25 protein-coding genes are annotated in these 25,382 nt (G+C 33.2%); 14 read left to right on the top strand and 11 right to left on the bottom strand.

Going from position 1 to position 25,382, the window contains the following annotated elements:
• Positions 1 to 126: 126 nt before the first annotated feature.
• The 5 genes from RB619_RS11315 to RB619_RS11295 all read right to left on the bottom strand — a co-directional run bounded on the left by RB619_RS11315 (position 127) and on the right by RB619_RS11295 (position 5,388).
• Positions 127 to 438, bottom strand: a complete 312-nt coding sequence (locus tag RB619_RS11315; RefSeq protein WP_035652807.1) for a DUF4286 family protein — start codon at positions 436 to 438, stop codon at positions 127 to 129.
• A 149-nt stretch (positions 439 to 587) separates the two neighbouring features.
• A complete protein-coding gene (locus RB619_RS11310; protein ID WP_308097440.1) occupies positions 588 to 2,369 on the bottom strand; it encodes a tetratricopeptide repeat protein in 1,782 nt (593 codons plus the stop codon).
• A gap of 131 nt (positions 2,370 to 2,500) precedes the next feature.
• Positions 2,501 to 3,325 (bottom strand): prolipoprotein diacylglyceryl transferase, encoded by an 825-nt coding sequence (gene lgt / locus RB619_RS11305; protein ID WP_308097438.1) that lies wholly within the window; start codon positions 3,323 to 3,325, stop codon positions 2,501 to 2,503.
• 87 nt (positions 3,326 to 3,412) lie between these two features.
• A complete protein-coding gene (gene serS / locus RB619_RS11300) occupies positions 3,413 to 4,684 on the bottom strand; it encodes a serine--tRNA ligase (protein ID WP_308097437.1) in 1,272 nt (423 codons plus the stop codon).
• A gap of 284 nt (positions 4,685 to 4,968) precedes the next feature.
• The gene (locus tag RB619_RS11295) at positions 4,969 to 5,388 is read right to left on the bottom strand and encodes a lipocalin family protein (RefSeq protein ID WP_308097435.1); all 420 of its coding nucleotides are present in this window, start codon (positions 5,386 to 5,388) and stop codon (positions 4,969 to 4,971) included.
• 201 nt (positions 5,389 to 5,589) lie between these two features.
• On the opposite strand from RB619_RS11295, the gene RB619_RS11290 reads away from it, so the two are divergent.
• Positions 5,590 to 6,072: a hypothetical protein gene (locus RB619_RS11290; RefSeq protein WP_308097433.1), complete on the top strand. Its 483-nt coding sequence runs from the start codon at positions 5,590 to 5,592 to the stop codon at positions 6,070 to 6,072.
• 36 nt (positions 6,073 to 6,108) lie between these two features.
• On the opposite strand, the gene RB619_RS11285 is transcribed toward RB619_RS11290, so the two are convergent.
• The 3 genes from RB619_RS11285 to RB619_RS11275 all read right to left on the bottom strand — a co-directional run bounded on the left by RB619_RS11285 (position 6,109) and on the right by RB619_RS11275 (position 9,001).
• On the bottom strand, positions 6,109 to 7,659 hold the full coding sequence (locus tag RB619_RS11285; protein WP_308097431.1) for a patatin-like phospholipase family protein: 1,551 nt from the start codon (positions 7,657 to 7,659) through the stop codon (positions 6,109 to 6,111).
• 163 nt (positions 7,660 to 7,822) lie between these two features.
• Positions 7,823 to 8,389 (bottom strand): hypothetical protein, encoded by a 567-nt coding sequence (locus RB619_RS11280; protein WP_308097429.1) that lies wholly within the window; start codon positions 8,387 to 8,389, stop codon positions 7,823 to 7,825.
• Between the two features lie 165 nt (positions 8,390 to 8,554).
• Positions 8,555 to 9,001 carry a DUF4375 domain-containing protein gene (locus RB619_RS11275; RefSeq protein ID WP_246074184.1) on the bottom strand — a complete coding sequence of 149 codons (447 nt, stop codon included), beginning with the start codon at positions 8,999 to 9,001 and terminating at the stop codon, positions 8,555 to 8,557.
• Between the two features lie 571 nt (positions 9,002 to 9,572).
• Between RB619_RS11275 and RB619_RS11270 the strand changes: the two genes are divergently transcribed.
• From RB619_RS11270 to RB619_RS11255, 4 genes are all read left to right on the top strand, one after another.
• The gene (locus RB619_RS11270; protein ID WP_308097427.1) at positions 9,573 to 10,010 is read left to right on the top strand and encodes a protease complex subunit PrcB family protein; all 438 of its coding nucleotides are present in this window, start codon (positions 9,573 to 9,575) and stop codon (positions 10,008 to 10,010) included.
• A gap of 54 nt (positions 10,011 to 10,064) precedes the next feature.
• Complete coding sequence (locus tag RB619_RS11265) at positions 10,065 to 10,622, top strand: YdeI/OmpD-associated family protein (RefSeq protein ID WP_308097425.1); 558 nt, start codon at positions 10,065 to 10,067, stop codon at positions 10,620 to 10,622.
• Between the two features lie 61 nt (positions 10,623 to 10,683).
• Positions 10,684 to 11,586 (top strand): PhzF family phenazine biosynthesis protein, encoded by a 903-nt coding sequence (locus RB619_RS11260; RefSeq protein WP_308097423.1) that lies wholly within the window; start codon positions 10,684 to 10,686, stop codon positions 11,584 to 11,586.
• Positions 11,587 to 11,706: 120 nt separating this feature from the next.
• Complete coding sequence (locus RB619_RS11255; RefSeq protein WP_308097421.1) at positions 11,707 to 12,438, top strand: hypothetical protein; 732 nt, start codon at positions 11,707 to 11,709, stop codon at positions 12,436 to 12,438.
• A 52-nt stretch (positions 12,439 to 12,490) separates the two neighbouring features.
• Here the strand turns inward: RB619_RS11255 and RB619_RS11250 are convergent, their stop codons facing one another.
• Positions 12,491 to 13,627: a DUF664 domain-containing protein gene (locus RB619_RS11250; protein WP_308097419.1), complete on the bottom strand. Its 1,137-nt coding sequence runs from the start codon at positions 13,625 to 13,627 to the stop codon at positions 12,491 to 12,493.
• A gap of 144 nt (positions 13,628 to 13,771) precedes the next feature.
• On the bottom strand, positions 13,772 to 13,999 hold the full coding sequence (locus RB619_RS11245) for a CDGSH iron-sulfur domain-containing protein (protein ID WP_264553006.1): 228 nt from the start codon (positions 13,997 to 13,999) through the stop codon (positions 13,772 to 13,774).
• A gap of 336 nt (positions 14,000 to 14,335) precedes the next feature.
• Here RB619_RS11245 and metG point away from each other — a divergent pair, with 336 nt between their 5' ends.
• From metG to RB619_RS11200, 9 genes are all read left to right on the top strand, one after another.
• Positions 14,336 to 16,471, top strand: coding sequence for a methionine--tRNA ligase (metG, locus tag RB619_RS11240; protein WP_308097415.1), 2,136 nt, complete (start codon positions 14,336 to 14,338; stop codon positions 16,469 to 16,471).
• A gap of 95 nt (positions 16,472 to 16,566) precedes the next feature.
• Entirely contained in the window at positions 16,567 to 17,451 is an 885-nt protein-coding gene (locus RB619_RS11235) for a DMT family transporter (RefSeq protein WP_308097412.1), read from the top strand.
• Positions 17,452 to 17,640: 189 nt separating this feature from the next.
• Complete coding sequence (locus RB619_RS11230) at positions 17,641 to 18,348, top strand: HAD family hydrolase (RefSeq protein ID WP_308097410.1); 708 nt, start codon at positions 17,641 to 17,643, stop codon at positions 18,346 to 18,348.
• Positions 18,348 to 18,977 carry a chloramphenicol acetyltransferase gene (locus tag RB619_RS11225; protein WP_308097408.1) on the top strand — a complete coding sequence of 210 codons (630 nt, stop codon included), beginning with the start codon at positions 18,348 to 18,350 and terminating at the stop codon, positions 18,975 to 18,977. Before RB619_RS11230 ends, RB619_RS11225 begins: the two co-directional genes overlap by 1 nt.
• 37 nt (positions 18,978 to 19,014) lie before the next feature.
• Entirely contained in the window at positions 19,015 to 20,385 is a 1,371-nt protein-coding gene (locus RB619_RS11220) for a hypothetical protein (protein ID WP_308097406.1), read from the top strand.
• 127 nt (positions 20,386 to 20,512) lie between these two features.
• A complete protein-coding gene (locus RB619_RS11215) occupies positions 20,513 to 21,649 on the top strand; it encodes an OmpA family protein (RefSeq protein ID WP_308097404.1) in 1,137 nt (378 codons plus the stop codon).
• Between the two features lie 159 nt (positions 21,650 to 21,808).
• Entirely contained in the window at positions 21,809 to 23,260 is a 1,452-nt protein-coding gene (locus RB619_RS11210) for a hypothetical protein (RefSeq protein WP_308097402.1), read from the top strand.
• Between the two features lie 93 nt (positions 23,261 to 23,353).
• On the top strand, positions 23,354 to 23,872 hold the full coding sequence (locus RB619_RS11205) for a ferritin (protein WP_308097400.1): 519 nt from the start codon (positions 23,354 to 23,356) through the stop codon (positions 23,870 to 23,872).
• 357 nt (positions 23,873 to 24,229) lie between these two features.
• Positions 24,230 to 24,922, top strand: a complete 693-nt coding sequence (locus RB619_RS11200; RefSeq protein WP_308097398.1) for a DUF2461 domain-containing protein — start codon at positions 24,230 to 24,232, stop codon at positions 24,920 to 24,922.
• 65 nt (positions 24,923 to 24,987) lie between these two features.
• Here RB619_RS11200 and RB619_RS11195 read toward each other — a convergent pair whose 3' ends face one another.
• A complete protein-coding gene (locus RB619_RS11195) occupies positions 24,988 to 25,320 on the bottom strand; it encodes a single-stranded DNA-binding protein (protein ID WP_308097396.1) in 333 nt (110 codons plus the stop codon).
• Between the last annotated feature and the right edge of the window lie 62 nt (positions 25,321 to 25,382).

Raw genomic sequence — 25,382 nt, 5'->3', positions numbered from 1 at the left:
CCACGAATTTCACAAATTGACACTAATTCTAAATCAATAAATCTGTGCAAATCTGTTTAATCAGCCAAATCTACGGGCAATTCTGTTTTATGAAAACTGAAAACCGAGACTGAGACTGAGAACTAATTAATGTTCTGAAATAACTTCCAATTCGGTTCTAAAAGAAAGCATTTTATCTGCAAATAATTCCAGTGCTTCTCTGTCGAATTTTGGCTGATCTTCAAGATAATATTTTTCAAGAGTATCTTTACTGTCTGTTGTATATTGAACCGAATACGTAATTCCTCCCATTTCTTCTTCAACCAAAACTTTCACAATTCGTGCCGATGAAAATTTTTCTGTTGCCAGAATTTCTGGAATATGTTTTTCCTGCATCCATTTCAACCATTGGTCGTGAACGCTTTCGTGTATATTGGTAGTTATATTGTAAATAATCATTTTTTTAAAGGTTCTGAGATACTAAGGTTCTAAGAGGCTAAGTTTTTTACTTTTGATTCTTAAAATCTTATGCAAATCTTCATATTACTAATTCTTTTTTAAATCTTTTATTCGATTACACAGTTAAACGATTAACCGATTAAACCAAATTATAAATTCTTATCTCCTCTTAATTCTCGGTATTTTTTTCTGGCATCAACAAAGTAAATACTGTCTTGATGGTTAAAAATTACCTTTTCATACAAAGGCTTTGCTTTTTCTATATCGTGCAATTCATCGTTGTAAATTTCTGCAGAGAAGAACAATGCTTCATCAACGTAAATTCCGTCACTATGATTGTCAATTATCTGCTGGTATTGGCTTAAAGCCGAATTAAAATCTTTCTGGCTTTCATATATTTTACCTAAACGCAACATTGTAACAGCTTCAATTTCCTGGCCTTTATAGGTTTTCAGAATGTTCTGAAATTGTGTAATGGCTTCTTGTTTTTTATTCTGATAAATTAAAAAATCACCTTTGGCAAACTGTTTTAACGCCGTTTGTGTCAAATCGGCGACTGTATTATCATTAATCAGTAAAAAATACTCAAGAGCATCATTTGCAATCAATTGCGTGTTTGCCGATTTCAATTCTTTGAACTGCTTTAAAGCCCACTCAAAATCGGTTTTGTAATAACTCGTTTTTGCTGCTTTTAAACTGGCTTCGTGCGCCATTACATCATTCTTTAAATCCAATTGAATCTGCGAATAATAAATAAGCGCCTGATTGAATTTTTCCTGCAAAAGCAAAATATCTCCCAATTCCATTTTGGCATCAGCTTCCTGATAATCGTTCAAATTTAGCTCTAAAGCGTGCTTAACAATCGCAATGCCTTCTTCTGGGTTTTTTAAATTAAAAGCTGCAAAATGCGCTTTAATCAATTGCAAAGATAAGGTAAAAGGAGTTACTTCGTAAGTTGTCAGTAATTGCTGTAACTCAGCATCAATTGCAGGATAATCTTTTTCCTGTGCTTTTTCTATTTTGATTTCCATCAAATAGTAATTCGTCTGAATCAACAAATCTAAATCTTTGGTATTTAAAAGAATGAAATTCAGAATTTCTGCAGCAGTTTCAGTATCATCTTCCTTCAATGCAAACTGACTCAAATTGACAATACTTGAAAGCGATTCAGGCTCGCGTTTATATATTGCTTTTTCCTGAATAAAAGCTTTTCCAAACTCTTTTTGCTGTACGTAAAACCAACTCAAATAATGATTCCAAAAAACATCCTGATCTTTTTGCGTTTTTAAAATCAAGGCTTTTCGCATGGCATCTTTAAAAGCCGTATTATCTGTTTCGCCATTCATGAAACGCGATAACTGTGTCTGAATTAAATTAGCATTCTGCGGATTTTTATAGGATTCTGTCAACAAAAGATCGATCATTTCATCGGTTCTGCCCAATTGACCGTATAACATTCCGATTTGGAAGTTGAAATTGTAATTCGGCTGAATTTGCATTGCAGTTTGATAGGCTTTTAGGGCATATTCCAGCAATACTTTTTTCTCGAATGAATTTCCAATTCCGTAAACATCATTTGGGTTTGCTTTAATTTTTTCGATTGCCTGATCGTAAAAACTTCTGGCCTTTGATTCATTTTTTTGCAATTGATAATTGTATCCCAATTCTACCAAAAAAACGCCTTGTTTGTATTTATTATAACGATCTTGAATCGCTTTTTCAGCTACTGAATATTGCTGTAATTGCTGATAACAGTCGACTAATCTTAAAAAATATTGGGTATTAGATGGCGCGCTTGTCAAAAGCTCTTCATAACTGACTTTTGCTTTTTCGAAATCGCCTTTATCAAAGTAATATTGAGCCAATTGCTCATTTTGAGAAAATGTAAGACTTGACCATAGCAAAACGATATAGATAAAGATGTTTTTCATATTTCAGTTTTTTTAGTCACGTTTTCAGTGTTCAGTGTTCAGTTTGCAGTTTGCAGTTTGCAGTTTGCAGTTTGCAGTTTTACACTGCGACCGAATACTGCGACTGAACACTGAACACTGAACACTGAAAACTATCCTCTAATTTCAGTTCTTGATTTCCAGACAATCAAAGTTAATCCAATTAAAATAAAAGGAATACTTAAAATTTGCCCCATATTAATAATCATACTATTTTCAAAAGACTCCTGATTTTCCTTAAAAAATTCAATTATAAATCGAGCCAAAAACAATAACGTCAAAAAAGTTCCAAATAATAATCCGTTTGTTTGCTTTATTTTATCTGATTTATACATCCAAAATAAAATTCCAAAAATCAACAAATATGCAAATGCTTCGTATAATTGCGTTGGATGTCTCGGAATTAAATCATCTCTCTGAAAAACGACACCCCAATTTCCATTAGTAGGTTTTCCATAAATTTCAGAATTCATAAAATTTCCAAATCTGATGAAAGCGCCTGTAACAGGAACTCCAATCGCCATTCGGTCCAAAAGCCATAAAAACTTCACTTTGTATTTTCTGCAATATAAAATCATCGCAATTAAAACACCTATTGTTCCGCCATGACTTGCCAAACCTTGAAAACCAACAAATTTATAAACGCCACCAATCTTTTGAATTGGTAAAAGTATTTCTATTGGATGTTGCAGAAAATATTCATACTCATAAAAAAAACAATGTCCCAATCGAGCGCCCAAAATTGTTCCCACAATTACATAAACCAACAAACTGTCCAGGTTTTCTATGGAAATATTTTCTTTTTTATAAATATTTCTGACAATATAATAGCCTAATAAAAGTCCAGACGCAAAAAGAGCTCCATAATATTTCAAAGGAAAACTGTCGGTAATCATTACGATTACAGGATCTACATTCCAATTTAAAATTGCACTCATATTATTTTATATATGCTCATTATTAAAACTAAGAAACCTAACAGGTTTTTAAACCTGTTAGGTTTAATTCCCTAAATTACGAAAAATTTAGTTTATAATATCAAATCCGCAGTACGGACGTAAAACTTCTGGTATTACAATTCCTTCTGGCGTTTGGTAATTTTCTAAAATTCCGGCCAAAACTCTAGGCAAAGCCAATGAACTTCCGTTCAAAGTATGCGCCAATTGGTTTTTACCATCTTTGTCTTTGAAACGTAATTTCAAACGGTTTGCTTGAAAAGTTTCGAAGTTAGAAACCGAACTGATTTCTAACCAACGATCCTGTGCTGTAGAAAATACTTCAAAATCATAAGTCAAAGCCGATGTGAATCCCATATCGCCTCCGCAAAGACGTAAAATTCTATAAGGCAATTTCAATTCCTGAAGAATATTTTTAACGTGCTCAACCATTCCATCAAGAGCTTCGTATGATTTCTCTGGATGTTCGATACGTACGATTTCAACTTTATCAAATTGGTGCAAACGGTTTAATCCGCGCACGTGAGCTCCGTAAGAACCCGCTTCACGACGGAAACATGGCGTATAAGCCGTATGTAAAACTGGCAATTCGCTTTCGTTCAAAATAACATCACGGAATAAATTCGTAACTGGAACCTCAGCAGTTGGAATCAAATATAAATCATCAATTGTTGAATGATACATTTGTCCTTCTTTATCTGGCAATTGTCCTGTTCCAAATCCTGACGCTTCGTTTACCAAATGCGGCACCTGAACTTCATTATATCCTGCAGCAGTATTTTTATCTAAAAAATAATTGATTAACGCACGCTGTAAACGAGCACCTTTTCCTTTGTAAACAGGAAAACCAGCACCAGTAATTTTTACACCAAGCTCAAAATCAATAATATCATATTTTTTTACCAATTCCCAGTGAGGTTGCGCGCCTTCGTGCAAAACTGGAATTTCTCCTTCTTCAAAAACATTTAAGTTATCGTCTGGAGTTTTTCCTTCTGGAACAATATCAGCAGGAAGATTTGGTAAAGTATATAATTTGTTTGTCAATTCAACAGCAAGAGCTTCGGCTTTTTCGCCAAGTTCTTTGCTTTTTTCTTTTAACGAAACTGTTTTTTCTTTTAAAATAGCTGCTTTAGATTTCTCGCCAGCTTTCATTAGCTCACCAATATCTTTGGATAATTTATTAGATTCAGATAAAACATTGTCTAATTCTACTTGCGCAGCACGACGGTTTTCATCTAATTGCACCACCTCTTCAACAACGCTTTTAGCATCGATATTTCGTTTTGCTAAAGCCTTGATTACTTTCTCTTGATTTTCTCTAATAAATGCGATTTGTAACATAGCTTGATTTTTGTAACTATTGTATTTTTTTATAATGGAAGCAAATTTAAGGAAATGTTTCCTAAGATTAAGACAAAGTTTGTGGGGAAAAAAGTTATTTCACAGAGACACACAAAGATTACACAGACATTCACAAAGTTTTTCTTTTAAAATCTTCGTGAGACTTTGTGTTTTTCCTTTGTGAATCTCTGCGAAACAATAAAAAAACGGAAACAACTTTTAAAAAAGCCATTTCCGTTTTATGTTGTCTCAAAAAGCAGAAACAACAATACGTTTTTGATAATTTATCTCGTGTATACTGTGATAACACCAGCCGCATCTCTCACTTTTAATTCTTTAAGAGTTAGATTTACGATATCCTGTGTTTTACTCACACCATTTATAACAGTCGTTAAATTATTGTGTGATCTAGAATAAATTCCTGATTGAACTGTTAGCGCACAAGCACTTACAGCTGAACTATAATCTCCAACATTTACTGTATTATCTAATTTTAATTCAAGATAATCTTTGTTACATCCACTTTGATTTTCTGGTGCATCAGTCAATGTTTCTGTACCATTTATAACAGTTCCTGTTTTACTAAGATCCCATTTTCCTTCTAATGGAATTAGTGTTTCCCCTTCATTATCATCATTGCTGCATGATGTAGTAAATAATCCAATACTTAGTATTAAGGCGAGTAATAAGCTTCTAGTTTTCATGTTTGATTTCTTTTAAAAATTAATACTGCTAAATTACTTTTAAAGCTTTCCAGACATGTTACATAAATTTCCCGATGATTTACATAATTATTACAAATACGTAAGTAAATTCATAGAAAAATCACCTAAGTCATCGTATATGATTAAAAATCAAATATTTCTGATATATTTGTTTTAACACTAATTTACACCATTAAACCTATGAAAAAAATTACCCTACTACTCTTATTTATTATTTCTTCAGTATCTATCAGCTGTAACGAAAGAACTACAGAGAGCTATAATAACCAAATCGTCGAAGCTCACACAAAGCTTTTTCAAGCTAATGAGGAATTCTTAAAAGGAAGTTTGAATTTTATTGGAAAACCCGAATCAAAAAAAGAATTACTGGCGCTGATTAAAGCAACCAGAAACAAATTAATAGAAGCACAAAAACCAGTAGAGCTTTTAGCTCCGTTAAATACAGACCAAGGATTAAGAAAAACGATACTGGAAATGTTTTCTACCAGCATTACTTCTATGGATGGTTTTGAAATAAATATAGACATTTTAACAGCGAAAGACGGTGAAGCAAAAGCTGCAACTATGCTTCAAGGTGCTTTTAGCGAAATTGTAGCACTTGATGAAACTATTAAAGAAATTCAAGTTGAATATGCACATTCTAACAATGCTCAATTAAGATAAAACCTTAATTGGCATTGCCCTTTTTGTTTTAGAAATCTAAAACCCTTTATTTTCTACCAGCAAGGCTTTCAATTCATTCGTTTTAATATAAACCGCAAAGCGCCCGGCCAATAACAACATTTCCTTTTCTTCTGGAGATATTTTCAACTTAGTTTCAACATGAGAAGCATATTCGTATAACATCAAAAGTTCGCTGGCACTAAAATTTTTAAACGTTTCTTGATTTAGGCTCGAAAGTACAAGCCCGCCATTTTTATCTTTTTTAAAATGTTCAGAACCGAATTTTGAAATCAGCTGTGATTTGAAATCATCATGAAGTTTCAACCAACTTGTTGCTTCATCATCGGTATTTTTTAATTGCGTTATCAAATCTTCGTACGCTTGGTCTTTTTTTAATGTGGACAGATAATTTCGCAAAGTTGTAAATCCGATAACCTGATAATTTGAAGTCGGGATTTTATATTTATCCAAAACATTTTCTACATCTTTTTCAAAAGTAATATAACGCGTTTGAACCGTATATAAAGAAGCCGTTTCTAACAGCGAAAGCAATCTGATTTTTTCGTCATTTATAAAAGGAGCTTTTTTGCCCGGTCCCAAACAATCAATAAACAAAGCTTTTTTGTTTTTGTCTTTAACTTTAGTATCGCTATGAAGCAATTCAATAAGCGTTTCATAACCCGTATTATCCGATGCTCCGCCATCAATTACACATAAAATTTTATCCTGATTTTTGATTCCGAATTTAGTTTTTGGAAGAACACCAGGAAATGCAGAACTTGCCGTTATAGCATATGTCAACGGAAAATCATAACCATTATTTATTTGATTTCCGTCAAGCGGAAGTGATGCCTTATTTGGAGCCAAAGAAGCATGAATTTTCAAAGCATGAATGATATGCGGCATGAATGGAAAACGTTCGCCATTGTTATATGCTGTTCCATTTGCGACCATTATAGGCAACTTCGGACTTAGTTTGCTTTCTTTCGGAATAAAAAAGTCGGATAAAAGCATTTGAGTTTTAAACTTGTTCTCGTTTTCAGGATTTGCACTGTCGTATTGTAAAACCTCAAAATCTAATCTTTGCGCCATTGAAATTTTTTCGCCCTTTTCGTTTCGACTATTATTAAGAAGAGATAAAAGCGAAGCCGATTTGTTCACATCTGATTTATAAGCATCGGCCTTAGAAAAATAAAATTCGTTGAAAGAACAATTATCGTATTGCAATTTATTTTTCAAAACCGTTAAATAATATCCCGCCGAATAACAGCCTCCAGAAACAGTCGAGAAATAATCAACTTCATTTAAAAAATTGCGTTTGGAGTCACTTTCCTGAATTTCCTCCAAACCCAAAAGTACACCCATACTAAAAAACTGCGCACGCGAACCACCGCCCGAAATTCCGACTCCAAGAGCAATATTTGGGTTCTGAAGTTTTGAATCTCTTTCCTGAACCGATTTATAATCAGCAAGCGAAACTTCAGGAATCGAACTATAATTGATTTCTGAAAAAAGATTTATTTTGTTTTGAGAAATTGCTGTTTGAGCAAAAATAACGAGCAAAATTGGGCAGTACTTAAATCTCATTTTATTAACTTTTATTGAAAAAAGGTGCAAAGGTTTATAGATACAAAGCTACAAAGTTGTTTGTCTGGCTGAGCAAGGTCAAAGCCACAGATTAAAATGATTCTTAAATTGCTAAAAAACCTTTGTTACTATGTTACTCTGCCACTTTGAGCCTCAAAAAAACTCACTCTGTATTAAACAGTCTCAGTATATACGATAGTTCGTAAACAATAAAAAGCGACACTAAAACAGTATGAAAAATTTTATTATTGACTTTTATTGCCACAAGACACAAAATAATATGACTTATAATCCGAACAAAATATTCGGTTTGATTGTATAAAAAATAATCACCGCCTTTTATTGCCGTGTCAACAATATCAGCTATAAAACTAATGGCCAGAATAGAAAAGAACCACTTTTTTCGGGAATAAAAATAATCTTCATATCCGGTATAATCAACTAAGTCGTCAGGATACAAAATCGCCGACAGCAGATAATAAATCAAAATATAACAGATTATGAAAAAATAATCAGCAAAATACCATTCCTGAATTAACTTAAGATTAAACTCCCACCACCAAAAATGAATGAGCAGTAAAAAGACATAAAACACCCAAAGCGAATGCACGAAATAAATTTTCTTACGCCCCGGATGCTGAATAAAAATCACAGATCCTTTTATAAGATGCGTTAAACTCAAACCCAAAATGATCCCGATAACTGATTTAACATGAGTAAGTTCTTCCATAAATAAAATTATTATTTATACGGAACTAAATTTAAATCAATTAATTCAAAAACAAGTGATTGCGTAAAAAAAAGTTACTTTAATAAATGTGAATTAATCACACAAAATCGCGAAGTCGCAGAGAAAATAAAACTTCGCGACTTTGCCTGATTAAAACAAGAAAACTTAGGCTCTTTTAATCTCGTGCCCAACAAATTCTTCTAAAGCTGCAAACATATCATCAACTGAAAGCACTTCAAAATCGGGGTGATTCTTCAAGAAATTAGCATTTAGTTCCACAAGATTTTCTTCTAATTCAAAAAATTTATCGTTGTTTAAGGCATCACGAACGGGATTTGCTCCCTCTAATTTTCCTTTTAAAAATTTATCAAGTTTGATATTGCTCGTAATTCTAACCTTTTTGCTTTGTTCCAAAAACAATTCCAAATGTTTTTCGGCACCAATTAAAGCCAAACCTTCCTCTATCAATTCGTTTAATTCCTTGTTCCAGCCAGAATTATGCACAAACTGCGCAAAGTTTCCCTCGGCATATTGCGAATAGTAATAATCTAGATAATAACTCGTAATTGCATCTTCGTGAATCAATTCATCATCGACACCTTCCTCACGCATTAAATTGATTACCGAAATATTAGAATGCACGACATCCTGCGGATTTTCACTTTTCATTGCCGTTTCAGAAACTATTATTCTGCCAAATTCTTCCATTGTATCTTGTTTTGAGTTGTTGCTAAGATCAAAATCTTCGCCATTCATTTTTTCATTCATTTTATTTACTAAATCCTTCAGCCGTTTTGCCTGAGCTTCTTTTTCTTCTCGAAGTTTAGCCTTTTTTCGGTTCAGCAGTTTAGTATGTAAAGCCTTGTTTTTAGTATTTTTTTCTGGTCCTTTCGCCATGATTTCTATCCTTCAGGTTTTCATTTGCAAATTTCGTGGAAATAATCATACGAATGCCAATAATTTTTTGGGCGTTTCCCTCCGGGCCGGGCTATCCGCTTCAAGTCCTCGCTCTTCCTTCGTCAGGCTGTGGGCTTTCTGCTTCTATCCCTAACGCTCACGGTTTCAAAATAAAATATCATTTTTCAAAACAACATTAAAAACGTAACGCAACCATTTCAAAAATACGCATCTATTTAATAAACAATTATTTAATCAAAAAATTTAACTAATTTAAATCAAAAAAATGAAACACATCATTACACTTTTATGCATTCTATTAATGGCTTCGAGCTGCAGTAATGACGATTCAGCAAGTTCACAAATCTCATTTTCAGAAATCACCAAAGAGTCTTTTACCACTGACAAAAAAATGCCGAAATCCAATCTAGTAATCAAAGATGTTACGGCCTGGAATTCTTTACTGAGTAAAATAAGTCCTGCCGAAGTATCTAATTTTAAGGAAACAAATATCGATTTTTCAAAATATCAAATTATAGCTGTTATTGACATGGTTTATGGAAATGGCGGACACACAATCGATATTACAAAAATTACGCAAAACAGTAATGCGATAATTATCAAAGTCGAAAACTTACGCACCGGCGATTTAACATCGGTAATAACACAGCCCTATCATATTGTCAAGATTGCAAAATCGAAGAAAACTGTGATTTTTAAATAATTGCATTTTATCTCTGTTATTTATAATACTTTTACCAGTAACTAACAGAATAAAATGGCACCAACCTTCTTCTCCACACAAGAAAAATTCAGAGAATGGCTAGAAAAGCATTACCAAAATGAAACGGAACTTTTGGTAGGTTTCTACAAAGTGAAAAGTAAAAAACCATGCATGACCTGGTCAGAATCTGTTGATCAGGCGCTTTGTTTTGGCTGGATTGACGGCATTCGAAAAACGATTGACGACGAAAGTTACACGATCCGATTTACTCCAAGAAAAAAATCAAGCATTTGGAGTGTTATAAATATTAAAAAAGTTGAAGTTCTCACAAAAGCCGGACTCATGAAAGAAGCCGGAATTAAAGCTTTCGAATTCAGATCTGAAGAAAGATCCAAAATTTATTCACATGAAAACGAAGCTTATGTTCTTGATCCGGAACTTGAAAAACAATTTAAAGCCCATAAAGTAGCTTGGGAATATTTCAACAATCAGGCGCCATCGTACAAAAAAGTAATAATTCACGTCATTATGAGTGCCAAACAAGAAAAAACCAGACTCGCAAGATTAGAAAAAGCAATAAAATTTAGCGCTGAAGGAAAACGAATGTTGTAATAGTTATTGTTTTGCTATTTTTTAAACCGTAATTTTATTCCGCTAAAAAAACAAATAAGGAATGGAAGGAAGAAAAGCATTAGAATATTACGTTTTGGATGTATTTTCAAACGAAAGCTACAAAGGAAATCCGCTTTCTGTGGTTTTTACAGACGGAAATTTACCATTAGAAACCTATCAAGATATTTCTAAAGAATTTGGCTATTCTGAAACCTCTTTTGTCTATTATTCTACCAGAGAAAAAGCGTTGATGGTTCGTTCGTTTACGCCAACAGGAATTGAGATTGACGGCGCTGGACACAATTTATTAGGCGCAGTCTGTGGTGCTCTTTTAAAAGGAATGCCCATTTTTGAAGACCAAAATGAAAGTGAACCTTTTGTAATCATGAAACATTCAGCGATTCCTGTAACGGTAAGTTTTGATCCGGTCACTTTTTACCCTGTTGTACAAATGCATCAAAAATCGGCAGTCATAAAACAGGAAATTCCAACTTATAGAATTGCAGTCGCTCTCGGCTTAAAAATTGAAGATTTAGACGTAAATGCTTTTGTCCCAACAATAGTCAAAACAGAAGTTGCTCATACAATGGTTCCTATAAAAAACAGTCAAATTCTAAACAGCTTTGTTCCAGACAGCCAACTCTTGATCGAAATCTCAAAAGAATATAATTTTGAGGGATTCTACTGTTTCACAATTGCTGATAGCGACCAAGAACATATAGTCGAAACAAGATTCTTTAATCCCATAATCGGGATAAATGAAGATCCTGCGACAGGAACTGCTGCAGGCCCATTAATTGGTTTTTTAACCCAAAAAAAATTCACCAAATCTGAAAAAGAATATAAAATTCTTCAAGGCGTAAAATTAAAACAAGCCTCCCTTATTGAAGTCATGAATCGTGAAGAAGATATTTTAGTTGGCGGTTCTTCGATTATAACGATGAAAGGCGAACTTTATATTTAATAGCAAAATATTTAGAAAATTTAACATCCAATTAAAGCAGTAATTGTTAAAAGACAGAAAATAATGATATATTTGGTTTAATTTAACATTTAACCATAATCTACTTTAACAACTATTAAAATGGATAGAATCATCATTCTTATTAGACTTGCTGTCGCAATTTTTCTATTTTATGTACTTAATTACGTATTATACAGTACATTCAACCAAATCCCAGAATTCGTAAGTGTACCAATAAATGCAATTTTAGTAATTGGAGGATTGTATTATGTTTATTCTGGCAGAAAACAATTTATTGCTGACAACGAGGACGAAGAAGGGATGCCTCTTCAGTTAGAAAAATCAAGTTACTTTTTCATTCCAGTAGGAGCTTTTATCGCATTTTTTCTGGTATATTCTAGTTTTAGAACTTCACTTTATATTGACAACGGAAACGCTGTTCCAGTAGAAGTCAAAATAGCTTCAACAACAAAAACAGTTGCTCCAAATGATTTTATTGTAATCGATACTCCAATAGGCGAAAACGAAATAATCATTAATGGAAAGAAAAAAACCATAAACATTCTTGACAATGGAAAATGGGTTTACAATGTAGATAATTTGAATTCTTATATCGAAGGAACCGTAGATTACGCAGATCAGGAAATTAGGAATATAAACAATACTGCTGACACTACTACAACAAAACTTTCTGTCGATAAAATTATCCACAAGGAATTTTTCAAACTAGAGTCTGATTTTATTTTTGAAGCTCCTGAAACGATCACTGTTTCAAAAGACGCTCAAACAGGTACAGTACATACTCAAACGGTTTTATATAGATTACCAAAAGGAATATCTCAAATAAAATAAACCCATAAAAAAAGCTGCATTTTCTAGATGCAGCTTTTTTTTATCCAATATTTTAGTTCTTAATTTCTTGCTGAATTGGTTTTAATGGTTCTTTCTGAGGCGGAATTCTCTTTTTCAAGAATAAAATTTGTCCCAAATGGCTTGACTGATGTTCCATAACATGAAACCAGCAATACTGATTGCTTATATCATATTTCATTTGAATTGTAGCAAACCATTCATCGTCTCTTTTCTTTAATTCCGAAATGGTTTTTGCTCTTACTTCATTATAAATATCAAGATAATATTGAATATCGTGCCCTTTAAACTCATCTCGCGCACCTTGATCGAGATTCAAAGCGGTCTCCCATTTTTTCTTTTCTTCTTCATTAAATTCTCTATTTTCAAAAGTAAAAACCTGATAGTATTTTTCGGCTGCGGCCAAATGCATTACAAGTGCTCCAATTCGGTTAGCTTTTTCATCATGCAAGTAATCAATTTCGTATTGATCCATGTTTTTAACCGTGTATTCAACGCGATCTTTAAGGTCATCGAGCATCGAAATCATATCAGCAATTTTTGGTGAAGCGCCTGGAACATTTCCTATTTTTCCAGTTTCTTTTATTACGATACCTTTCCCTTCAAGTAGTAAGGAATGTTTACCCTCTACACTTGATTTATCTGAAGAAATGGTATATTCCTTAACCTTAGCATTTTTTTGTTTGGGTGTACCTAAACTCCATTTCGGAATATCTGTATTGGTTGCAGGCGTTTCAAAACCTGAATTTAAAATGGTTACCGGTTCAAAAACACCTTTTGCATTTTCAATAAATAATTGAAATTTATCAAAATAAAACTTTCCGTTAAGCGACGAAAGCCCTCCAAAAACTAATGTCTGACTGTTCTCATCAATTGTTCCTTCAACGGTGTACGACTGCCATTCTTTCGATTTTATTGGTCTGTCGTTCATGTTATCAAAAAAACCATCTTCATCATTTTTATTGTAAACTCTTACATAAAGTCCTGAAGAGGCTTTTGGATCGTCTGATTCAACTTTTGCCGAAGCAATAACCCTAAATTTTTTCTTTACCGGAGTTTGAATATCTATTGCTTGGCGAAAAACCATCCAATCATTAGAAATTATTCTTTGTGTTTGAGCCTTTGCCGACACTAAACTTAAAAACAGGAACACTAATAAAAATCTTTTCATTTTTTATGTTTTAACATTTTTTGTAAATATATACTGTTTTTTTAAGAGTAGAAAACAATTATTTAACCGGAAATTCTTTCAATTAAAAAGAATAAAAAAAGCTGCAATAAATGCAGCTTTTAATATAACTAGAAATAAAATTTCTTAATTCGTTTTCATCGGGGGTAAATCGAACGCAACAGAATCGTGTTCGAAATTATTTCTGTGTCCGCCATCGCAAAATGGTTTGTTAGCAGATAATCCGCAACGGCAAAGACCTAGTGCTTGTCTTCCTTGTAATCCGTAAACAGTTCCTTCTGGATCCATGATTTCAAAATCGCCTTCAATTTTGATTGATCCGTTTTTATTGATAATTAATTTTGTCTTGCTCATAAACTTGTTTTTTTCGGATGCAAAGATTGCGAAATATATTCTGAAGATTTTAGCGCGGGTGCTAGTTTAAACTGGTTCTATTTTAGTGTAGAATTCCGTATAGATTAAAGAATATTGACTGTATTGTCAGGCTGAGCGAAGTCGAAGCCTCATGCGCTGAATCACTTTGCGGGGCTTCGACTTCGCTCAGCCTGACAATCTTGATGTCTTTGCAAAATTAATTCACTTATTTTTTAAAAATTCTCAGCAAATCTCTGTGCTTTTTCTCCGCGAATCTCCGCGTAATAACAAAATCTCAAATCTATTGCTTATTTTTGCACTCAATAAAATTGAGTTATGATACAGAATCCAAAAAGATATACGATCACAGCGGCGTTGCCTTACACTAATGGACCAATCCACATTGGCCATTTGGCGGGGGTTTACGTGCCTGCCGATATATATTCGAGATATTTAAGATTGCAAGGAAAAGATGTAGCATTTATCTGCGGAAGCGATGAACACGGTGTTGCAATTTCAATGAAAGCTAAAAAAGAAGGAATTACACCACAGGAAGTTATTGATAAATATGACGGAATTATTCGCAAATCTTTCTCAGATTTCGGAATTTCTTTCAACAATTATTCAAGAACTTCGGCAAAAGTTCATCACGATACGGCTTCGGAATTCTTTAGAACTTTGTATGATAAAGGCGATTTTATTGAAGAAGTTACGGAGCAATTGTACGATGCAAAAGCAAATCAGTTTTTAGCGGATCGTTTTGTAGTTGGAACTTGCCCAAGATGTGGTAATGAAGGAGCTTACGGAGATCAATGCGAAAATTGCGGATCGACTTTGAACGCGACAGATTTGATTAATCCAAAATCGACTATTACCGGAGAAACTCCAATTTTAAAAGCAACAAAACACTGGTTTTTACCTTTAGATAGATATTCTGATTTCTTAACGAAATGGATTTTAGAAGGTCACAAAAATGACTGGAAACCTAACGTGTACGGACAAGTAAAATCTTGGATCGACGGCGGATTAGAGCCTCGTGCGGTAACACGAGATCTTGATTGGGGAATTGATGTTCCGGTTGAAGGTGCCGAAGGAAAAAAACTATACGTTTGGTTTGATGCGCCTATCGGATATATTTCGTCTACGAAAGAATGGGCGGCGCGCGAAGGAAAAGATTGGGAACCGTATTGGAAAGATGAAGAAACGAAATTGGTTCATTTTATTGGGAAAGACAATATCGTTTTTCACTGTATCATTTTCCCAGCGATGCTAAAAGCTGAAGGAAGCTATATTTTACCAGACAACGTTCCGGCAAATGAGTTTTTGAACTTGGAAGGAAATAAACTTTCGACTTCAAAAAACTGGGCGGTTTGGTTACATGAATATTTAGAAGAATTTCCAGATAAGCAAGATGTTTTGCGCTATGCTTTAACATCAAACGCACCGGAAACAAAGGATAACGATTTTACTTGGAAAGATTTCCAAGCTAGAAATAACAATGAATTAGTTGCTATTTTCGGAAACTTCATTAATCGTGTTGTGGTTTTAACCAACAAATATTACGACGGAATTATCCCAACGCCAAATGAATTTAGTGAAGTTGACGAACAAACTTTAGCCGAATTAAAAGCATATCCAGCTGTAATTTCAAGTTCAGTTGAGCGTTACAGATTCCGTGAAGCTTTAGGCGAATTGATGAACGTTGCGCGTTTAGGAAATAAATATTTGGCAGACGAAGAGCCTTGGAAAGTAATGAAAGACAATCCAGAGCGTGTAAAAACTCAAATGTATGTGGCTTTGCAAATTGCTGCTGCGTTGAGCGTTCTAGCAGAACCGTTTTTACCTTTTACATCAGCTAAGCTTTCTAAAATCTTGAATTTAGGTGATCTTAAAGAACATTTTGCAGGATTCAGCAAGTTTTTGAAAGAAAAAGATCGCGATGCAAAAGACATCATTATTGATAAAACTTTAGGATGGAATGACATTTCTGAAAACTCAGATTTAATTCCGGCTGGACATAAAATTGGTGAAGCTGAATTGCTTTTCGCTAAAATTGAAGACGAAGAAATACAAAAACAAATAGATAAATTGGAAGCAACAAAAACAGCTAATCTAGCTGAAAGCAAACAACCAGAACCGCAAAAAGATTTAATTCAGTTTGAAGATTTTGCGAAAATGGATATTCGTATTGGAACTATTTTAGAAGCTGAAAAAATGCCAAAAGCAAACAAACTTTTAGTTCTTAAAGTAGATACAGGAATCGACGTTCGTACAATTGTTTCAGGAATTGCTGAGAGTTTTTCTCCTGAGGAAATCATTGGGAAACGTGTTTCTGTTTTAGCAAACTTAGCGCCAAGAGCGTTACGTGGTGTCGAAAGCCAAGGAATGATCTTAATGACAACAAATGCCGAAGGAAAATTGGTATTTGTAAATCCAGATGCTGACGCTCCAAACGGATCGACTGTAAACTAAAGATTTATATAATCATATAAATTGCGTGAGTCGATTATTTTAAATTGATTCACGCAATTTTCTTTTTATCTATAAGCCTAAAAACTTAAAATATTATGAAACTTACCAAACCAAGATTAGCACTAATCTGCGGTATACTCTGCATTTCGATTTTTCCTATATTGGTAAAACTGCGCTTAACGCCAGGATTAATTTCGGCTTTTTACCGAATGTTTTTTGCCGTTATTTTGCTTTTGCCTTATACGCTTTTGAGCAAAAACTTTAAACTTCCGAGTCTGAAATTTACGCTTTTGGCAATGCTTTGCGGTGTATTGTTTTCTTCGGATGTTGCAGTTTGGAATATTGCAATTCAGGATTCGAGTGCGACACAAGCTTCTTTACTGACAAATTTATCTCCGGTTTGGGTCGGAATTGGATCTTTTTTATTTTTAAAATCAAAACCAGCAACGAATTTCTGGATCGGAACCATTGTTTCTTTATTCGGAATGGTGACTTTGGTTGGTTTTGAGTTTTTTATTGATTTAAATTTCGATCAAGCCTTTCTGTTTGCCGTTTTATCCGGAATCTTGTATTCAATTTATCTTTTAGTAAGCAAAAATGTGCTTTCAGAAGTTGATGTTTTGTCGTTTATGACAATTAGTTTATTGGCATCAAGTATTTATTTAGGAATTCTTTGTTATGCATTAAACGAACCTTTCACAGGATTTTCAAATACAGGTTGGTTTGTATTGATTTTGCAGGCTGTCATTTGCCAACTATGCGCTTGGCTTTCGATAAGTTATGCAACTCAGCACATGCGCGCAACGAGAGTTTCGTTGAGTTTATTGAGTCAGGCGATAATTACATCGATTTTAGCTTGGTTGTTTTTAGAAGAAAAAATAACTTTACAGATGGTTTTCGGCGGTATCATTCTGCTTTTCGGAATTAGAATTACTTTTTATGATAAAACTATTTCTTTGAAAAGACTTTTTTCGAAGTAAAATTGGCCCACGGATTTTAACTGATTAAGCGGGTTTACGCTGATAATTTGTATAATTCGTGGCAAAAAGTTTCCCGATCCCGATAGCTATCGGGATTACAGATCAAGCAGAAAAAAATTAGTATAATTCGTGAATTCGTGGCAGAACAACCTGAAACAAAGAAAACCTGAAACTTGAAACAAAAAAACCATGTTACATAAAAACAAAATACCAAATTTAAAAGTAATCGCATTTGATGCCGATGATACTTTATTTGTAAACGAACCCTATTTCCAAGAAACCGAGCATAAATTTTGCGCTTTAATGGAAGATTATCTTTCGCATCAAGGCATTTCGCAGGAATTATTCAAAATTGAAATTGCAAATCTGCCTTTATACGGTTACGGAATAAAAGGTTACATCCTGTCGATGATTGAAGCTGCAATGAACATTTCGAATAATACAATTCCGATGGAAGTCATTGAAAAAATCATTCAATACGGAAAAGAATTGCTTGAAAAGCCAATCGAACTTCTGGACGGAATCGAAGAAACTTTACAGGCGCTTCATGGAAAATACAAACTCGTTGTGGCCACAAAAGGCGATTTAAAAGATCAGCATAGCAAATTGCACCGTTCTGGTTTAGGGCATTATTTTCACCATATCGAAGTAATGTCAGACAAACAAGAAATTGATTATGAAAAACTTTTGGGCCGTTTAGACATTCAGGCGCATGAGTTTTTGATGATTGGAAATTCACTTAAATCAGATGTTCTTCCCGTATTAGGAATTGGCGGATACGCGGTTCATATTCCGTTTCATACTACTTGGGAGCACGAAAAAATCAATCACAAAGTAGAACACGAGCATTTTAGTTCATTTGAAACTATTGCGCAAGTTGTTCCAAATTTAATATAATGAAAACACTTTTAGACTTAGAAAACTGGAACAGAAAAGAACATTTTGCGCATTTCAGCAGAATGGAAGAGCCTTTTTTTGGTGCAACGGTAGAAATTGATTGTACAAAAGCTTATCAAAATGCCAAAGATTTGAATGTTTCTTTTTTTATTTATTATCTGCATAAAACCTTAATTGCTGTAAATTCTGTCGAAAATTTTAAATACCGAATTGCTGATGGCAAAATATACATTAATGATCGTATTGATGCATCAGCAACGATTGGGCGTGAGGACGGAACTTTCGGTTTTTCTTTAATTGAATACAATCAAGATTTTGAGATTTTCAAACAAAATGCCTTAACCGAAATTGAACGCATTCAAAACACAACCGGACTCTTTACGAGAGAATTCAATGATGATAATTTGATTCATTTCTCGGCCATTCCTTGGTTAAACTTTACATCACTTACTCATGCCCGAAGTTTTACGTTTCCAGACAGCTGTCCAAAAGTTTCTTTCGGAAAAATGATGGTTTCTGAAACAGGCAAAAGAACGATCTCAATGGCCATATATGTTCATCATGGATTAATGGATGGATTACATTTGGGTCAATTTGTGGATAATTTTCAAGAATTGATGAACACATAGAAAATAAAACTGGAATACTTTTTGTGCGTAAAAACGCATGAAACAAATTTACCTTTTACTTGCCGTATTTTGTAATACCGTTTTATTAAGTCAAACGGTATTAACTTCTTATCCTTTTAATTTTTCTAAAGAATTACAATCTGCTCAGATCTTGACTGCAGCAAATCATGCAACAAATGAAGTATTTGTTTTTGCACGAACAGACAAGGAACTTACAATTTTAAAATACAATAGCGCTTTATTTTTAAAAGATAAATTTACTTTGTCACCTCAATACACCGAGGACACACTTTTAATTGGCTACAGCTTTAGCGACGATGGAAATCCCACTTTATATTGGAGTTCTGGAGATGGCAGCATTATCACAATAATTAAATATTATTTTGAAGACAAAAGATCAAAAGCCCTTCTCTTTTTATTCCCTGTCAAAACACAAACTCTTCGGGCAGAATATCAAAACAACAATTCTTTCTACATGCTTGCTGAAAGCAAATCACAGTCAAAACTTATTTTGTATATTTTTAAAAACGGACTAGTAGAAGAAAAAGAACTTGATTTCAGTAAGTTTACTTTCGAAAACAACAATGCCACAAATCTAAATTTTCGCCAGATTTTGAAAGAAAATCAAATAGAAAAAATGGAGCCGAATGAATACAATTCAATATATAAAGCGAATTCAAAATTAAAAGTATATCCTTTAAAAGATAGAATCATTTTAACCTTGGACAACAATATAAAAAACACACAATTATTTGATATAGATTTAAACACTCTTGAAATAATTGAAAAGAATTTCCCCCAGCCATTCAGCAAAAAAACCTCTAAAGCATCTAATTCTTTTTTTCACGACAATAAATTATTCCAAATTAACACAAATGAAGAAGAGTTCGTATTCCAAATAAAAGATTATAATTCAGATCAGGTTATCAAACATTTTGATTTCTCGAAACATGATACCATTCCTTTCAAAAATTCACCATTTCAAATTCAAAAAAACAATAGAAAACCCACAGCGTTAAAAAATACAGCTTCTTTTTTAAAACAGTTATCAAATGGCACAGTAGGTTTATCCGTTTTTAAAAATCAGCAAAATATCTTTATCACCATTGGAGGAGTTACTGAAAAAACTATTGTGGATTACTCACCAGAAGATATTTTTTTTGGAAATAACACAAAAAGCTTTTACAGTACATGCGTATTCTTTGAAAGCATTCTAGACAAAAACTTCGGATTAACCGCGAGCCAGCAAGAACCGCTTGCAACAGATAAAATCTATTATTTCATAGATAAAAACAGAAAAATCGGAATGCAAAGCATTCTAAAATTTAAAGATTATTTTGTTTTAGGCTATTATGATTTAAAAACGAAACAATATATCCTTCGCAAATTTACAGATGGATATAATTAGCCTTTTCTTAATCCCAAAAACAAACAAAAATTAACTAACCCTATTCTGATATAAATATAACTTTTTACGGACGATTATTCCTACAATACATTGTTTTTTTGAGCCAAATTTAAAATCTCAAATAACAATGAAAAAAATTGTAATTACTCTGGCATTTGCTCTAAGCATCATGCGTGTAAGTGCACAAACAGAAACTAAGGCGGCAGATAATTTTAATAAATGGTCTGTAGAACTTGATGGCGGTTTTAACAAAGCACAACGTCCATTCACGTCAAGCAATTATTACAGCTCGCGAATTAGTCCTTTCACGGCTGACTTAGGAGTAAGATATATGCTTAACAACAAGTTTGGTTTGAAGGCTGATTTTGGATACAACAGCTTAACGGAACAAAAAGACAGCTCAATGCCTTTTGACTCTAAGTACTACAGAGTTGATTTACAAGGTGTAGCAAACTTAGGACGAATCATGAATTTTGAAACTTGGACCAATACGTTTGGTTTATTAGCTCACGGTGGTTTTGGAGTTGCTCAATTAGAAAACAAAGATTTACATGTTAAGGACAGAATGGCAAATTTAATTGCCGGTCTTACTGGACAAATCAGATTAACAGACAGAATTGCTTTAACTGGTGATGTAAGCACAATTGTAAATGCTTTACAAGATCGCACATTTGATGGCGGATCTACAACAGCAAACAGAGGGTTTTCTGGTCTATTATTTAATGGAACTGTAGGTTTACAAGTTTATTTAGGAAAAAACACAAAACATGCTGACTGGGTTGTAACATCAGACAATGCTGATATTGCAGCATTAGAAAACAAAGTAGCTGGACTTGAAGAGCAAATTAAAAAAGCTCCAGAAAAACAAATAATTGTTGAAAAACCAGTAACAAACACGGTTGTTGCCGACAAAGATGTTGTTAAAGAAATGATCAATGATAAATACTACAGTGTTTATTTTGATTTCAACAAATCAACTCCAATTGAAAACTCAACATCTGCGATTGATGTTATTTTATCTTATTTAAGAAAAAATCCATCGGCTTCAATTGATATTGTTGGGCATGCAGATCAGGTAGGAAGCTCTGAATACAACAATAAATTAGCAAGTACTAGAGCTACAAATGTTAAAACCATTTTAGAAAAAGCGGGTATTGCATCATCAAGATTAAATGTTATCTCTGAAGGAGCTGACAATTCAATCCAAAAAGATTCAGAAGAAGCTAGAAGATTAGCAAGAAGAGTTACTTTTAAAGTAAAATAATCTCTTTTCTATTTCAAGGATGAAGCCTCAAAGAAATTTCTTTGGGGCTTTTTTATGCTTTAAAAAAACAAAAAATTGTACAAGCAATTTCTATATTTTTCACTTTGCAAAAAATCATTTTATTTCATTAATTTTGAAAATATATCCCACCAAATTCTAATGAAAAAATTACTGCTTTTCCTTCTTCTGATTTCACAATCAATATTGTTTAGCCAGACTATTTTAAATTCTTCTGTTTTAAATCTAAATAAACCGTCAGAGAATGGTCAGCTTATAAATGCCGAAAATGTCAAAACTCACGAAGTATATGTTTTCGCTTCAGACAATAAAACCATCAATATTTTAAAATATAACAAATCGCTGTTTCTGGCAAATCAGTTCAAGGATACTCTTAGAGCCGAACAAAAAAGAAGTATGATGGGTTATAGTTTTGATGAAGACGGAAATCCAACACTTTATTGGGGTTCTGATAATCACAAAAACATCAGAATAATAAAATATAATTTGGAAACAAAAACATCAAATACGTTGAGTTTTGATTTTCCAGCCAATACCGGAAACATTATAACATCGTTTCAAAAAAACAATACATTTTATGTTCTTTCTAAAGAAAAAGATCAAGAACATATGCTCTTATTTGAATTTAAAAATGATAAATGCGAAATAAGAATGTTCAATTTCACACCGTTTTCTTTTCAAAATGAAAAAGCGCAGAGTGTTTCTTTCAGCGCGCTTGTTCAATATCATTACCCAATTGAAAAAATGGAATCTGAAGATTTTTCTTCTTTGGACAAAACAGAAAAGAAAAGTAAAATGTACGTTTTGGATGACCGCATCATCCTGACATTTGACTACAACACAAAACGTACTCAAGTTTTTAGCCTAAATATAAAAACTAACGAGGTTACGGAAAAAATATTTGACACGCCTGATACTCAAACGTTACCTAAAACTACAAATTCCTTTTATCTTGAAAACAAGCTTTATCAAATTAGTGCAAACAGCGAACAACTTTTATTCAGCCTAAAAGATTTTGATTCGGGTAAAAGCATAAAAAACATTTCAGTTTCTAAAAACGACACAATCACTTTTAAAAATTCGCCAATGTTTTTGCAGATAAACGGAGAAAAACCGCAAAAATTAAAAACAACAGCTAAGTTTCTAAAACAATTATCCACTGTAAATGCAACCCTTTCGGCTTTCAAAAACAGGCAATATACTTTTGTTACTTTTGGCGGATTTGCTTCCTATCAATCTCTGAGTGTAAATTACGGGCCAAATGGCTTCCTTGATGGTCTTAATAATGTACAAAATGCAAGTAAAATGGTTTTCTTTGACACTGCATTAAATTCTAATTTTGAGTTTGTAAAGGATAGTCAGATTGAACCTTTGGCAATCGACAATCTAAACTATTTTATGGGTACCAGCAGAAACATAGCGCTGGTCAGTATTCTAAAAGTTACCGATTTTTACATTCTAGGATATTATGACACTGTTTCAAAAAGCTATATCATGCGTAAATTCACAGATGGTTTTATGGACCAAAGTGCTGGAAATCCAATTATAAACAAAGCGATATTTACTAAATCGCTTCCGTTGAACAGAAATTAATTTATTGAAAACAAATCCAAGCGTCTAATGTTTTAGCCATTTGTAAAAAGTGGAATGAATTATTTTTGTTAATTTTACAAAAAAGACATCATTATGCTATCAAAAAATATTGCAACAGCTTTAAACAAGCAAATTCGCATAGAAGCAGAATCTTCGCAAACGTATCTTTCTATGGCTTGTTGGGCTGAAGTACACGGATTAGAGGGAATAGCTCAATTCATGTACACACAGTCAGATGAAGAGCGCGCGCACATGCTTAAATTAGTTAAGTATGTGAACGAACGCGGAGGGCACGCGCTAATTACAGATCTAAAAGCCCCTAAAATAACATATTCTACTTTCAAAGAAATGTTTGAAGAGCTTTATAATCACGAACTTTTTGTTTCAAAATCTATCAACGAATTAGTTCATATAACTTTCGAAGAGAAAGATTATGCGACACATAATTTCTTGCAATGGTATGTTTCGGAACAAATCGAAGAAGAAGCTACAGCTAAATCAATTTTGGATAAAATCAACTTGATAGGTGAAGATAAAGGCGGACTTTATTTGTTTGATCGTGATATTCAGCAATTAACAGTGACGAGCTCTATTGCAATTAATCCAAAATAAAAAAAGTTAAAGTTTATTTAGAATACTTAAAAATAACTTTTTTGCTATATATTTGCTACTGTTTTTATAATACAGAGGAAAATTGGGCAAGAAAGAAAAAGACAAGGACAAGAAAAAGGATAAAAAAAAAAGAAGAATAAAGCTATCCTTGAGAACATTAAGAAGTTGGAAAACTGTAAATCTTCTTGTTGTGAGAAATACAAAAAAAGCGAAAAGAAACGTTGCTCGCGTTGTCCGATGTTTGATTTATTCAAAAAAACTGCTTAACAAAATATACAAAAACCCACTAGATTTTTCTGGTGGGTTTTTTAGTTTTAAATTGCAGTCTTGTTGCAATTTAAAAGACTCGAAATTTATATGGAAAACCAAATCACAATACCAAAATCCAGTCTGGATTTTTTACTCCAGCTCAAAGAAAACAATAACAAACCATGGTTTGAAGCCAATAAACCACAATATTTAATCGAATTAAATCATATTGAGAATTTCGCTGGTGCTTTACTAAAAGAACTTTCAAAAACTGATGTTTTAGAAAATACTTCAGGTAAAAAAAGTGTTTATAGAATCTATCGTGATATACGTTTTTCTAAAGACAAAACTCCTTTTAAACATTTTTGGGGTGGAAGTTATACGCGCGCAACTGCTGCCAGGCGCGGCGGTTATTATTTTCATCTGGAAAAAGGAAATAGTTTTTTTGCTGGTGGATTTTGGGGACCAAATGCCGCAGATTTAAAACGAATAAGAGCAGAGTTTGCAAGTGATCCTGAAACTTTTCAGGAAATACTGAATTCAAAATCTTTTACTAGCAACTTCGGAACTTTACAAGGCGAGCAACTAAAAACAAAACCAAAAGGCTTCGAACTTGATCATCCTGCTATTGATTTACTTCGTTTCAAACAATTTTTGGTTATAAAACGTTTTTCAGATGAAGAAGTATTAAGTCCGCTTTTTCTCGAGCAAGCTTTAGACGCTTTTAAAAATATGAGACCTTTTTTTGATTATATGAGCGAAGTGCTTACTACTGATATAAATGGAGCTTCGGTTTTATAGTTAATTCTAAAAATTAAACTCGACAGGTTTTAAAAACCTGTCGAGTTTGTTTCATTCAATCAAGATTATTTACTAAGCAATAAAATTTCGTTTATAACAACTTCGGTAGTGTATCTTTTTCCTCCGTTTTTGTCATCGTAACTTCTGTGAGTTAACTTTCCGTCTACCGCAACTTCTTTTCCTTTTACAACAAATTTTTCGATAATTTCAGCTGTTTTGTCCCAAGCTGTAACGCGATGCCATTCTGTTTGTTCTACTTTTTCGCCTTTATCATTTCTGTAACTTTCACGTGTTGCAATAGATAAATGCGCCAACTTTTTACCGCTTTCTAATGTTTTAATTTCAGGATCGTTTCCTACGTTACCAATTAATTGTACTCTGTTTTTCATTGCATTCATGGCGTATACTATTTAAATGTTCATATAAAATTCGTTGATCAAATTCAACGATGCAAAGTTGG

Source organism: Flavobacterium sp. LHD-80 (genome assembly GCF_030929605.1).
GTDB lineage: Bacteria > Bacteroidota > Bacteroidia > Flavobacteriales > Flavobacteriaceae > Flavobacterium.
This window is presented reverse-complemented; position numbering and strand designations above follow the sequence as displayed.